Source organism: Leptospira sanjuanensis (assembly GCF_022267325.1).
In the GTDB taxonomy this organism is placed as follows: Bacteria; Spirochaetota; Leptospiria; order Leptospirales; family Leptospiraceae; genus Leptospira; species Leptospira sanjuanensis.
The window spans coordinates 3575303-3587232 of sequence record NZ_JAIZBG010000001.1; the positions used below are offsets into that span (position 1 = coordinate 3575303).

Genomic DNA, 11930 nt, shown 5'->3' on the forward strand with positions numbered 1-11930 from the left:
ACTCTAATATTCTAAATATTGAATGCGTTTACTTTCAGCCGATTCCGTTTCCTATCTCAGTTCACCTTGCCCGCAACGGGAAACACAAGCTCGAAGGGGTTCGCATGAATTCCCGTTTTGAACATACCGCCTTTGATCGCGTCGGGGAACACCGCCTCGTCGCTCCAAATCTCTTGGATGGTCGCAATTCTTCCCTTGCCCTTACCGATAAACTGAGTTTGTAGATATCCTTCGGGAGATTTTTGCAAAAGGGTGTACGGGAGAACTTTTGTCGAAACCGGAAAGGAAAAACCTTTTGTCGCGATCGTAACGCGAAAGAATTCTTTTCCGTTTCGATACGCGGAAATTTTCGTAAGATTTCCTTCCTTCATCCAAACGAAGTCGGCTCTTTCTTTGGGAATCGCCCAGTTGAGAATTCCCTCTTCCACCGACTTTTGACTGGAAACGAAAATTCTCGTGATTCGTTTGTAGGACTCGTCCTTGTATTCGAAGTTCCCGGGAATATAAAGAAGTTCGTAATAAGGTCCGACATCACTGGTCTCGTAGTTCACAAGCATCAGAGAACCGAGGCCGCCCTTGTATTGTTTGGAATCTTCATCGGAAAAGAATCCCATTTCACGGTTGTAATCTTTTTTGGCCCAAAGCGGAAAAAGAAATCCTTCTCCCTTTAAATCCCAAGGCGCAGGAAAGTGTTGTCCCTTGCCCGCTTTGGAAGAACCGATTTGTGATTTTTGAGAAAGGATGACGTTGTTGTTTTTGCCGTTCGTTTTGAAAGCAGGGCCGGATTTTGCGGAGGCCTTCGCGGATGCGCCGGAGTTCCGACTCGTCGAGCGACCTATCGAGCGACCCGTAGGGAGCGAGATACTGAGTTTTTCCGAGCGATCCATAGAGAGGTGTTCGGTGAGTTTTTCCGAGCGACCCGGCTTCGAGGCCGAACCGCGTTTCAAAGCGGATTTGGAAGTAGGAGTTCCCACAGATTTCTTTTTTACAGCCTTTTTTGCTACCACCGATGCCACCTAAAAATAGAAAGAAACCTTCGAAATAAGGCGATTCTACCCGTTTTGTCTTTTCTTCCAAATCCTCAAAAAAAGCCAATTTTGGAAAGTAGGAATTCTTTTCCTTTTTCTCTTTACTTAATTAACATCGTTCGTTTATTTTGGTCATAATGAACATTGTTCACTGAAGAGAAAAAACAAAGGAGGCCCCTTATGGTCCCTATTTTAATTTTATTTTTTGTCCATTGGTTCGGTTCGGTTTTCGCCCAAACCTTCTTTTTACACAGATACGCCGCTCACGCGATGTTTTCGATGAATCGTAACTGGGAGCGATTCTTCCATTTCTTAACGATGGTTCTACAAGGACCTTCTTACCTGAATCCATATGGATATGCGGTTCTGCATCGTATGCACCATTCTTACAGCGACACGGAAGAAGATCCGCATTCTCCCCATTTTTCCAAGAATGCGTTCGATATGATGCTCAAAACGAAAAAAATCTACGACGACTTCGCTTACGATAGAGTTCCCGCAAACCCCGAATTTACGCGGGATTTTATTCCCCGCTGGAAATCGATCGATCTACTCGGTCAAAATTGGTGGTTCCGGATCGGATTCGGTTCCTTATACGCCTTTTATTACATGGCTTTCGTTCCAGAAGTACAATGGGCTTGGTATTTGTTGCTCCCGATTCATTGGCTGATGGGGCCGATTCACGGCGCAATCGTGAACTGGGGAGGACATAAATACGGCTATCGGAATCATTTTAAGACAAAAGACGAGTCTAAGAATATGTTACCGATCGATGTTTTGACCATGGGAGAATTGTATCAGAACAATCATCACGGTCACCCGACTTCCCCGAACTTCGCATATAAATGGTGGGAAGTGGATTTTTGCTTTCAGATCATGAAGGGGTTGCATAAAGTTGGGATCATAAACATAAAACGAGACGTTTGGACGACTCAGGGAAGGGTTCCGGTTTCCAAAGCGGCTTGATCCGAGTTTAGAATCAAAGATGACAACTGCAGTTCGACACAAAAGAAGATCCAGAAACAGCCTAAACCGGGAGAACATCGTACAAGTTGCGATGGAGATCCTACAGGAAGAAGGAATCGAAGGTCTTTCGATGAGAAAGATCGCCGAAAAATTGGACTGCAGCGTCGCAAGTCCCTATTCTCACTTTAAGAGCCAAGAGGAAATCATCCAAGTTCTGATTGCAAAGGGAGAAACCGAACTCACTCAGCTTCTCCGCAACGCGCAAAGGAACGGTAAGAACGCATTCGAAAAGTTAGCCGGAATCGCGAGAGCGTATTGGGATTTTTCATTGAACAATAAGGAACTTCACAAGGTGATGTTCAACACCGTTCACGGTCACATGCACCGTAAAGCGTTCCCTAGTTTACCCACAAGCTATCGCGTGTTTTTGGAAACGATCCGAAACGGATGCGCGAGCCACGAATTCAAACTTCCGAAAGCGGAATATCCCGCCATTGCGAGAATGATGTGGGGTTGGATGTACGGTTTGATGGTATTAGATTTAACGAATATGCTCAAACGCCGCCGCGGCGGAAAAGACGATCCGTTGGATGAAGGCTTTTTATATTTCCGTAGAATTCTTCTCGGCGAATAAACGACAATCTCCGTAAAACGACCGGCCTCATTTTATTAGATCGGATTCGATCTTGAAATCTTTTTTCGGGCGGCTCTTTCCAAATCGATCGTTTCAACGAAAATCATAGGGAAAACGCAAAGACCGCGCTTGAACTCAATGTCGCTCCTGACTGTCGCAACAGAATGCTCCGATCGACGAATTGAAAACGATTCCGTAAATCGAAATCCCACGAATCAACGATTTATTGATTCCGCTGCAATGGCAGCCGCGATCGTAATTTAAGATTCTTTAATACTTCTTCCTTAGTCCAGCTTTCGACTCGGATTGGAAATTCAGTATTTCGCCAAAGAAGGATCGACTTCGTCTGAATACAGAAGAATTCCGCCTTCCACGTTATGCACCTTTGCAAAACCGGATTGTTTTAAAATTCCGCAGGCCATTCCCGAACGTCCGCCGGAACGGCAATAGACGATCACTTCCTTACCTGATTCTTTCCAAGGATTGATTTCGCCAACGCGGTTCGGAAGTTCAGCAACGGGGATTAAAAGATCGGTTCCCTCGATCGTACAGATTTCCACTTCGTTCGGATTTCTTACGTCGAGTAAAAAGAACGAATCCTGTCCCGCTTTTCTCAGATCCAATCTCGTTTTTAATTCTTTCGGTGTCATAAGACGGTTTTCCCCAGTTTAAAGATAAAATATACTTCGACAAATCGATCGGAATTCCGATGCTGCAACGCGACCTAAGTTGTGACCTAAGTTGCGACCCATAGGGAGCAACTTTGAGTTCGAAAGCAACTTTGAGTTCGAAAGCAACTTTGAGTTCGAAAGCAACTTTGAGTTCGAAAGCAACTTTGAGTTCGAAAGCAACTTTGAGTTCGAAAGCAACTTTGAGTTCGAAAGCAACTTTGAGTTCGAAAGCAACTTTGAGTTCGAAAGCAACTTTGAGTTCGAAAGCAACTTTGAGTTCGAAAGCAACTTTGAGTTCGAAAGCAACTTTGAGTTCGAAAGCAACTTTGAGTTCGAAAGCAACTTTGAGTTCGAAAGCAACTTTGAGTTCGAAAGCAACTTTGAGTTCGAAAGCAACTTTGAGTTCGAAAGCGTTTTGCCAATTCCAGAAATCGTTTCACACGGTTCCGGTAAGTTCCTCCAGTTCCAATTGAAGCGATTCCCATTCCGAAGTCAAACGAGCGATTTCGTTTTTTGCCTCGTTGAAATTATCCAGTTCCAATTGATAACTGCGATTCTTAAAAAAACCGGGATCGGCCAAAACTTCTTCCAGATTCTTTTTAGACTTTTCTAAAAGTTCGATCTTAGCTTCGATCTGTTCCAGATCCTTTTGTATTTTTTTAATACGATTTTTATCGGCGTTCTTTTTGGAACGGGTTTGTTGACCGTCTTCTTTTTTTGCGGAACCGTTTCCGTTCTGCATTTTAGAAGGAGCCGTTTCTTCCAGATTGTATTTCAGATAATCCGCAAAGCTGCAGTTAAAGTCCCGAATCTGTCCTTGATCCACCGAAATCGTGCGGTTGCAAAGATCCTTTAAGAATTCGGGGTCGTGCGAAATGATCAAAAGAGAACCTTCATAAGCCATGAGCGCTCTTCGTAAATTGTCGCGAACGACTAAATCCAAGTGGTTGGTAGGTTCGTCCAAAAAGATCGAGTTCGTAGGAAAGCGAACGAGAAGGGCCAAACGAAGACGGCTTTGTTCTCCCCCGGAAAGAAGACCGGTTTGTTTGTAAACCGAGTCGTCCGAAAACGAAAAATAACCGAGAAGACTTCGCGCCTGTTGTTCGGTCAGATCGGGATACGCCCCCATCACCGTTTGAAGAAGATTTTTGGAAGGATCCAGTTCTTCATGATGGTTTTGGGAAAAATAACCGATCTTCGTTTTCGGTCCGTAATAAATCTTACCGGAAGTTAATTTATGAATTTCTAATAAACAACGCAGAAACGTGGACTTACCCGCGCCGTTCGGACCGACGACTGCGATCTTGTCACCCGCGGAGATTTCGAGATTGCCCCCGCTGAAAACGTACGGAGGTTTTCCCGAATAGGAAAAAGCGCCGTCTTCGATCCTTGCGGTGATTTTACCGGAAGAGATAAAGTTGAATTGATAATCCGACTTCGAGTTCCAGAAGGATTCTTCCGGCGCTTCCACCTTATCCCGTTTTTCGAGTTTCTTGATCGCGGATTGAACTTGTCTCGCCTTGGTCGCTTTCGCGCGAAAACGTTCGATCCATTCCATTCTCTTTTTGAGATAGGATTCTTCCTTATCGTATTGGGCCTGAAGTTTTTCCTGAAGTTCGTTCTTGTGTTCGAAGTATTCCTCGAGAGTTCCTCGAAATTCGATTACGCCGGAAGGAGAAAGTTCGGCGATCGTATCGCACGTTGCGTTTAAGAATTCGGGATCGTGCGTCACAAGAACGAAGGATTGTCCCGTGGAATTCAGATAATCCGCGAGCCATTGTTTGGACGCGTTGTCCAAGTGGTTGGTCGGCTCGTCTAACAAGAGTAAGTTGCCCGGATTCAAAAGAGTGATCGCAAGGCCGAGACGATGTTGATAACCGGGAGAAAATTCCCGAACCTTCATCTCCATCTGAGCGTTTGAAAATCCCAATCCGCCCAAAACCTTACGTGCTTTGGATTCGAGTTCGTGAACCCCGTATGTGAACGCGTATTCTTCCAGAGAACTTTGTTCGTCCAAAAGTTCGGTGAATTCTTTCGAGTCGTGCGAGATCGAATCGAACTTGCCGTTGATTTCGTTCAATCGCTCGGAATATTCTTTATAATGTTTATGTTTTGCTAATGCGGTATCGATGACCTTCGCTTCGGGATCGAAGTCCGGAATCTGTTGGAATATGGAGATTTCGGTGTTTTTGGACTTGGCTACGCTTCCGCTATCGGGAAAGAATTTTCCTTCCGCGATCCGAAACAAGGTCGATTTGCCGGAACCGTTCGGACCGACCAAACAAACGCGGGACCCGGGTTTGATATGCCAGGAGAATCCGTCGAACAGAACGGCCGACGCATACTGGTGTTTTATGTCGATGAATTGAAGCAAGGATCGGGAAGTTTAGAAAGATAAAAGAAGCAAGGGCCGGGTTCCGCCGAAAACCGACGGACCGGAAAAAGGAATGAAATTATTTCTTACCCTTTGCTGCGAGTTCTTCCAATCTAGCATTCAAATGCAGGATGTATTTGCTGGAACTGCCGTTCATCTTCTCTTTAGAAGTTTGAAGAGCCGTGTTGATCTCAGCAACGGTCATTTTATTGATTTTTTTGTTTTTCTTTTCTTGTGTTTCTTCGGACATAGGTTTCCCGCCAAATAATCTAATGCCAGATTTTTAGAATTGGGGCGTTTCGACAACGATTTTAAGGGAGAATCCTCCGGATTTCCACCGCGCTTGAACGAAATGCATCGTTTTAAAAGAGAATCCATCTTCATCTTTTAGTAAACTCGGCGTATTGGCGCTCGGAAACTCATGTCTCACTTTCTGAACTCAGCGAACGCCTCTCTAGGGATCGGAAAAACTCAGTATCTCGCTCCCTACGGGTCGCTCGATAGGTCGCTCGATAGTCGGAACTGCGCGATTATTTTTATTCAATGCCACCTTGTTCTTTAATAATGAGACATAAATAGTGAGGAGTTTCTACACTTTCATTTCAGAAACAACGGGCCTTACTTTTTTCTTTCGGGAAACTTCGGCGAAATATACAACGGACATTCTCCGGAGTCGAATATGATCCACCGTTTCTTTTTCACACGAGAATCTCTTGCCCCGCTCTTTCTGCGGATCGGTCTCGCAATTTGTATTTTTCCTCACGGCGCTCAAAAACTTATGGGATGGTTCGGTGGCGTCGGTTACGAAGCTTCGATGGATTTTTTAGTGAACACGGCTGAATTTCCGACCGCACTTGCCTTCTTAGCGATCATTTCCGAGTTCTTCGGATCCATCGCTCTCGTCTTAGGACTCGGCACACGATTGGCCGCATTCGGAATCACGTGCACATTGGCGGTGGCCGGATGGACTCATAGGGAAATCGGTTTTTTTATGAACTGGTTCGGCAATCAAGGCGGAGAAGGATTCGAATATCACATTCTCGCGGTCAGCATGGGCCTCTCTCTCTTGCTATTCGGAGGGGGAACCTGGTCTGCGGATTCTTGGGTTTATGATCGTATTGACGGTTGATCAGAAATTTAGAATATTCAAATCTTCGCAAATCCCAACGCGCAAATTTGCGCCCTTGCATTGGACATTTTGGCTTTCGATAGGTTTCCTCTTCGATCGGACATCGCCAAACACCAAACAATCTCCGTAAATAAAAAAGCCGCTTGAAGAAACCTTCAAACGGCTTTTGGTCATCAGAGATCGAAACTTAGATCAATATTTGATCTTATCCACCGCGTCTTCATCCAGGATGTAAGAACCTTTCAGAGTTTGAACGACCAATTTTCCTTTTTTCTGGGAAACGACCACCCCTCTCAATTCTCTTCCGTCCTTCATGATGATATGTTCGATGCTGAGATCGTAGATCTTGCTCAATTCTTCTTCCGTTTTAGCGGTTTTCAGATTTTGCACATCGTTCAGAAGTTCGCTGTCCAGAGTTCCAAGATTCTTCTTCATATCCTTATATTCAGGAAGTGTAGAATTCACTTTGGAAAGATCGATCGATTCCACTTCTCCGTCTTTGTTTACGGTTACGAGTTTAGAAGCTTCTAAGATATATACTTTTTTGGATGCGTTCAGAGAAGTAACTTCGACGGCGCCTTCCGCCACGAAGACCACGGATTCGCTTTCGGATGCGTTTACTTCAAACGAAGTCCCACGAACCGCTGCGACCGCAGACGGTGTTTCCACGTAGAAGTTGCTTCCTTTCTTTTCTTTCTCGACTACGTTTAATAACCTACCCGCAGCGAGATTCATTCTGATCTGAGAACCGTTGTTTTCTCTCAGTTCTTTCAGGATCAATCTACTGTTTTCTTTAACGCGAATTACGCTGGAATCCGTTAAACCGATGTCGACCGCTCCGCCCGCTTCGGTAAGAATGATGTCGGACTCGTTTAAAAGATCGCCTTGGTGTAACTTGATTTCCACATCTCTCATTACGGAAGCCTTGCCTTTTACAAAGACGACCGCCGCTTTCAGAGGAGTTCCTTGAACGATTTCCGTTTCAACTTTCGGAGTTCTTAGGCTAAACCAAGCTCCTCCGATTGTAAGTAATAATACGGCCGCCGCCGCGAGCCATGTAGTTTTTGGAAAATGCAGAATTTTAGTATCAGTCGGAACAGTCATTATTTTGTCCTCCACGGTGAAGCGGGGCTTCATTCCGATCCAGTTCGGATCGAATGCCGGGAGTTGAGATACAGAGTCCTTTTCTCTAAGGAGTCGCGCGTATCCTTCAAATTCGGGAGTATTTATTTTATTTTCCATATTCATGCTTCCCGGGTCTGCAATTCAAGCCGTCCCGCTTCCTGTTTGTTAAACAAACTATAGGAGTCAATTTGACCTTTTTTTTTCCATTTCTGAAATTTTTTTATCACCAGTAGTCCGAATTGATTCTTTTTCAAAATATAAGACGGTAGGAAATAATACCTTATATATAATTCCCCGGTTGGAAACCTATTTTTTTACCCTCTTGGGCTAAGGCCTTCTCCGCTCTTTCAATCAGCCTTGAAACACCGGAAATACTCATTCCAAGAATTTTAGAAATTTCATCCAGTTTCAAGTCTTGCTGATACCGTAACAGCAAAGCCTCTTTGTATTCAGGAGAAATGGCTTCCAAAAGGGAATCCATAGTACTTTTAACATCCGATTGGTCAATTTTTTCCATTACGGAGGATTCCGGGCTTGGGGACTTGGACGCAAAATTATTACCGGTGTCTTCACCGACTAAGGAGACGTTTCTTTGATAATAGGATTTTGCGTGGTTAATAATTAAATTCCGCGCGATTCTAAAGAGAATCATCCGACAAGAAGTCGGATCGGGGAGATCCTTATTTTCATAATATCGAAAAAAGTTTAGAAACGAATCGTGCAGGATGTCTTGTGCAGAATTTTCGTCGTAGAACGATTTTTTTATATAATGAAATAAATCATCTTTGTTGTGGTTATAGAGCTTTTCTAACTCGGTTGTGTGTTCCACATAATGAGGATCACCGATTCCTACTTGTTTTTTCAAGCAAAAAGATAATTTCTTGTAGAAAAGATGAATCATAAAATTTCATGATTAGGAATCGGAATTATAATTATATGTCTCGAATATCTAAAATTGTAGCCTCTTCGGGAGTTTTATTTCTTGTTTTTACGATTTCTTTCCCTCTGGCGGCAAGTACGATCACTCTGAAAAACGGTAAAATCCTTCAGGGTAAGATCGTAAATCAATCGAGAACCGAAGTTCAGATTGAAGTAAACGGAAAAGTGCAAACGATTCCTAAAACGGAAATTTCCGAAATCAATCTGAAAGATCCTAAAAAAGAAGAAACCAAGAAAGTTATAACAAAGCAAGAGACGAAAACCGAAGAAAAGCCGGCACCCTCCACTTGGAAAGAAACGAAGTGGACCATTACGGCGAGATCCGCCGTTCTTCCGGGCTGGGGCCAATGGAAGGTCGGTCAAAAAAAATGGGCAGCGATCAGCTTAGCGCTGTTTGCTGGAGCGGCTCTCTATGCCAATAATGCAAGAGAAAAGGCAGCTACGGAAGAAAACTCATACAAAACGAATTCCATTGCAATCACGGCCCTTGCGTTCTCCGATCCGAACTTAAATCCAGTAACTTCGGACGAAACGGTTCGTGCGACGGCTTTGATTACGAGAGTTTTAGTCACTGCGACGGCAACGAACCCTTATTTCAGCAATTACGACCGCGCGACTTCCCAATACAACCAAGCGCAATGGCTATTAGGTGCAATTTACGGCTTACAGTTGATTCACACGTTCCTCTTTGCAAGGGATTATGAAAAAATGCAGGCGGCGCTTTCCGATCCGAATCCCGAAGGATGGAAATTTACCGCTTCTATAGTAAAGAGTCCGGTCAACGGTTTGACGGAAATCACTCCGACTGCCGCTTATACCGTAAAATTCTAAGATTCTTTTAAAACTTCTTTGAAAGCGCGCGGGAATTCGTTTTCAGGAAACCCGCATCGTTGAAATCGTTTAATCTATGTTATTCGAAAATCAGGTTTTTACTTCAAGCTTTCCGCGTATTTGCTCAGATTCGCGACGTGTTGCTTTCCGCCTTCGATCGCGCCGTATTTTTGATTCACTCTTTCCAGCTCTTCCTTGGAAGGGAAGATCTGTTCCATCGTTAGATTCGTACCTTCGCCCACTTCTTCGAAGGTAACCTTTGCTTGAAAATCGACGTCTTTCGCTCCTTCTCCGTCGCCGAGATGTTTATAATAGATGTGATACGGTTTCTTGATTTCTATAAACTGAATCTTGTTTTTGTAATCGTGTCCGTCAGGACCGTGCATGATAAAATCCCAGATCCCCCCGTTCGAAAAATTCATGCTATTGCTCGTCAAAGTGAAGCCGTCCGGTCCCCACCACTGAGTCAGATGTTCCTCCAATGACCATATCTCGAACAGTAATTCGGCCGATATTTCAAAATATCTTTTATAGATTACCTTGTTGCCTTCGATGATCGTTTCTGTTTCATTTTTTATCATGGGATCGCTCCTTTTTAATTTTCGAAATGTATCGATCCAGTTTGTCCAAACGTTTGTTCCATAGATTTTTTATATCGAGCAGCCATTCTTCCACTTCGTCGATTCCCGAATCGTTTAAACTATAGATGCGTTTTTGTGCGTCCTTCTTCATATGAAGAACTTTCGCTTCTTGTAATACTTTTAAGTGTTGTGATATCGCGGGCGGACTCATCTTGAAATTCCGGCTGATCGCGGTCGAAGTAAGTTCTCCGCTCTTGGCCACCAATTTCACGATTTCCCTTCTCGTATCGTCCGCAAGAGCGGCAAACGCATTCATACATGCATATTAAACCATATTCTTAATTAAGTCAATACTTAATTAAACAAAACAAAAAACTTAAACTTCCAAAGGAACTTTCGGTTCCGTTCGTTACGGAAATATCGAATCGGACATCATAAACAGGCCGAATTCAGAATCGGTTGAAAGGAATGGCTCGCGGATTCCATTCTGAATTCGTTAGAAGGGACCGAGTGTCAAAAATCAGGCTTTGGATAATCAGTATGGCTTGCGACCGATTAAGAATGTTCTGCAGATTTTACTGACGAATACAAATCAAGCGCGCGGGGGTGGAGCAACTGAAGTAATAACTCGCGATCGCGGACGAACTCGTTGAGTTCGTTACACCGTTGTAGCCGAAGCCGGTAGTACCGTCCGTATACGTCGAACAAGTATAAGAACCGCCCATTGGATCGAAAGAGGAGCTTCCGATTCCTGTCCAAAAACTCAACGTAGAAGTATCGCTGCTATGATTGATGCTCGAATTCAATGGAAACGTAAAGATCGCGCTTCCCGTCCCGATTCCGTTGCTGGTCCCGGTCGCAATGTAAGCTCCCTCCGGTGCGGAAGCGCTGTAAGAAAAATAACGAACTCCGACTTTCAACGGCCAATCGGTTTCCAGTACGCCGCCGGACTTAGTCGGATTTCGAACCGTATCGATACCCAACAAAGCCTTGTATTCGGAAGCGGCTCCCGGTAAAGCGGAAGGCTTCTCCGCCTGACATTTTGCGTCGGCTCCCGCAACTCCGCCCAAGTTTCCGGTAAATCCCGGTCCGGTTACGCCCGGTGTTGAAGAATTGCTCGCAAGAAAAATACAACGATCCCGATCCGTCACATTGAACTTCAACGCATACACTTTCGAATCGGAAACGCGGGTTGCGTTAAGCGTCATCGTATCGTCCAAACAATCGTTATCGATTGCGGTGATCGTTACGTTCGCGGTATTCGAACCGGAATACGTAAAAGTCGCGGGAGAAATCGTGGGGCCGCCTGCTGTATCCGCCCAGGCGAAATTAAACTGCTCGACCGAAGCCGCTCTCGTTTTTAGCGTAAGCGTTACCGAAGTGGATTGTCCTTCGTTCAGCGTTGGAAATTTGGTGGAATCGAACGGATTGTCGTCAACGGGCAGTATCGCGGGAAGAATGTTCGCAATCAATCCTACCCCGCCCTTGGAGAGATCCATTTCGATTTTCTCCGCTTGGCTACAGGAAAGAAGAATGAATACTAAAAATAAAAATCCCAAAAAATGAATCCGAACGATCGACATGTCTTTGCAACCTTTCTATCGGGAGAATTCTTCCGAATTTCTCCGTTCTCTTTTTAGAGCGTAGAATCA

The 11930-nt window shown here is 44.4% G+C and carries 13 protein-coding genes; 4 read left to right on the top strand and 9 right to left on the bottom strand.

Going from position 1 to position 11930, the window contains the following annotated elements; translation table 11 throughout:
* Positions 1-56: 56 nt before the first annotated feature.
* Positions 57-743 carry an acetoacetate decarboxylase family protein gene (locus LFX25_RS16265; protein ID WP_406600538.1) on the bottom strand — a complete coding sequence of 229 codons (687 nt, stop codon included), beginning with the start codon at positions 741-743 and terminating at the stop codon, positions 57-59.
* Between the two features lie 465 nt (positions 744-1208).
* Here LFX25_RS16265 and LFX25_RS16270 point away from each other — a divergent pair, with 465 nt between their 5' ends.
* Both LFX25_RS16270 and LFX25_RS16275 read left to right on the top strand, forming a co-directional pair.
* The gene (locus LFX25_RS16270; protein ID WP_238731173.1) at positions 1209-1994 is read left to right on the top strand and encodes an acyl-CoA desaturase; all 786 of its coding nucleotides are present in this window, start codon (positions 1209-1211) and stop codon (positions 1992-1994) included.
* 19 nt (positions 1995-2013) lie between these two features.
* Positions 2014-2628 (top strand): TetR/AcrR family transcriptional regulator, encoded by a 615-nt coding sequence (locus LFX25_RS16275; RefSeq protein ID WP_255717836.1) that lies wholly within the window; start codon positions 2014-2016, stop codon positions 2626-2628.
* Between the two features lie 314 nt (positions 2629-2942).
* On the opposite strand, the gene LFX25_RS16280 is transcribed toward LFX25_RS16275, so the two are convergent.
* The 3 genes from LFX25_RS16280 to LFX25_RS16290 all read right to left on the bottom strand — a co-directional run bounded on the left by LFX25_RS16280 (position 2943) and on the right by LFX25_RS16290 (position 5923).
* Positions 2943-3278: a rhodanese-like domain-containing protein gene (locus LFX25_RS16280; protein WP_238731174.1), complete on the bottom strand. Its 336-nt coding sequence runs from the start codon at positions 3276-3278 to the stop codon at positions 2943-2945.
* Positions 3279-3735: 457 nt separating this feature from the next.
* Positions 3736-5673, bottom strand: a complete 1938-nt coding sequence (locus LFX25_RS16285) for an ABC-F family ATP-binding cassette domain-containing protein (RefSeq protein ID WP_238731175.1) — start codon at positions 5671-5673, stop codon at positions 3736-3738.
* A 79-nt stretch (positions 5674-5752) separates the two neighbouring features.
* Positions 5753-5923 (bottom strand): hypothetical protein, encoded by a 171-nt coding sequence (locus LFX25_RS16290; protein ID WP_238731176.1) that lies wholly within the window; start codon positions 5921-5923, stop codon positions 5753-5755.
* A 429-nt stretch (positions 5924-6352) separates the two neighbouring features.
* Between LFX25_RS16290 and LFX25_RS16295 the strand changes: the two genes are divergently transcribed.
* The gene (locus LFX25_RS16295; RefSeq protein WP_238731177.1) at positions 6353-6802 is read left to right on the top strand and encodes a DoxX family protein; all 450 of its coding nucleotides are present in this window, start codon (positions 6353-6355) and stop codon (positions 6800-6802) included.
* A gap of 192 nt (positions 6803-6994) precedes the next feature.
* On the opposite strand, the gene LFX25_RS16300 is transcribed toward LFX25_RS16295, so the two are convergent.
* Both LFX25_RS16300 and LFX25_RS16305 read right to left on the bottom strand, forming a co-directional pair.
* Positions 6995-8044 carry a FecR family protein gene (locus LFX25_RS16300; protein ID WP_238731178.1) on the bottom strand — a complete coding sequence of 350 codons (1050 nt, stop codon included), beginning with the start codon at positions 8042-8044 and terminating at the stop codon, positions 6995-6997.
* Between the two features lie 163 nt (positions 8045-8207).
* Positions 8208-8756 carry an RNA polymerase sigma factor gene (locus LFX25_RS16305; protein ID WP_238731634.1) on the bottom strand — a complete coding sequence of 183 codons (549 nt, stop codon included), beginning with the start codon at positions 8754-8756 and terminating at the stop codon, positions 8208-8210.
* Positions 8757-8863: 107 nt separating this feature from the next.
* Between LFX25_RS16305 and LFX25_RS16310 the strand changes: the two genes are divergently transcribed.
* Positions 8864-9697, top strand: a complete 834-nt coding sequence (locus LFX25_RS16310) for an LA_0442/LA_0875 N-terminal domain-containing protein (protein ID WP_238731179.1) — start codon at positions 8864-8866, stop codon at positions 9695-9697.
* A gap of 98 nt (positions 9698-9795) precedes the next feature.
* Here LFX25_RS16310 and LFX25_RS16315 read toward each other — a convergent pair whose 3' ends face one another.
* The 3 genes from LFX25_RS16315 to LFX25_RS16325 form a co-directional block, all read right to left on the bottom strand.
* Positions 9796-10278 (bottom strand): SRPBCC domain-containing protein, encoded by a 483-nt coding sequence (locus LFX25_RS16315; RefSeq protein ID WP_238731180.1) that lies wholly within the window; start codon positions 10276-10278, stop codon positions 9796-9798.
* Positions 10265-10594, bottom strand: a complete 330-nt coding sequence (locus tag LFX25_RS16320) for an ArsR/SmtB family transcription factor (RefSeq protein WP_238731181.1) — start codon at positions 10592-10594, stop codon at positions 10265-10267. The genes LFX25_RS16315 and LFX25_RS16320 overlap by 14 nt, the downstream gene beginning before the upstream one ends.
* Before the next feature lie 259 nt (positions 10595-10853).
* Positions 10854-11861, bottom strand: a complete 1008-nt coding sequence (locus LFX25_RS16325) for a DUF1554 domain-containing protein (RefSeq protein WP_238731182.1) — start codon at positions 11859-11861, stop codon at positions 10854-10856.
* Between the last annotated feature and the right edge of the window lie 69 nt (positions 11862-11930).

Excerpts from the sequence above, each read along its gene's own strand:
- LFX25_RS16315 (WP_238731180.1), bottom strand. The coding sequence starts at position 10,278 with ATGATAAAAAATGAAACAGAAACGATCATCGAAGGCAACAAGGTAATC.
- LFX25_RS16275 (WP_255717836.1), top strand. The coding sequence starts at position 2,014 with ATGACAACTGCAGTTCGACACAAAAGAAGATCCAGAAACAGCCTAAAC.
- LFX25_RS16270 (WP_238731173.1), top strand. The coding sequence starts at position 1,209 with ATGGTCCCTATTTTAATTTTATTTTTTGTCCATTGGTTCGGTTCGGTT.
- LFX25_RS16295 (WP_238731177.1), top strand. The coding sequence starts at position 6,353 with ATGATCCACCGTTTCTTTTTCACACGAGAATCTCTTGCCCCGCTCTTT.
- LFX25_RS16290 (WP_238731176.1), bottom strand. The coding sequence starts at position 5,923 with ATGTCCGAAGAAACACAAGAAAAGAAAAACAAAAAAATCAATAAAATG.
- LFX25_RS16300 (WP_238731178.1), bottom strand. The coding sequence starts at position 8,044 with ATGGAAAATAAAATAAATACTCCCGAATTTGAAGGATACGCGCGACTC.
- LFX25_RS16310 (WP_238731179.1), top strand. The coding sequence starts at position 8,864 with ATGTCTCGAATATCTAAAATTGTAGCCTCTTCGGGAGTTTTATTTCTT.
- LFX25_RS16280 (WP_238731174.1), bottom strand. The coding sequence starts at position 3,278 with ATGACACCGAAAGAATTAAAAACGAGATTGGATCTGAGAAAAGCGGGA.
- LFX25_RS16320 (WP_238731181.1), bottom strand. The coding sequence starts at position 10,594 with ATGAATGCGTTTGCCGCTCTTGCGGACGATACGAGAAGGGAAATCGTG.
- LFX25_RS16325 (WP_238731182.1), bottom strand. The coding sequence starts at position 11,861 with ATGTCGATCGTTCGGATTCATTTTTTGGGATTTTTATTTTTAGTATTC.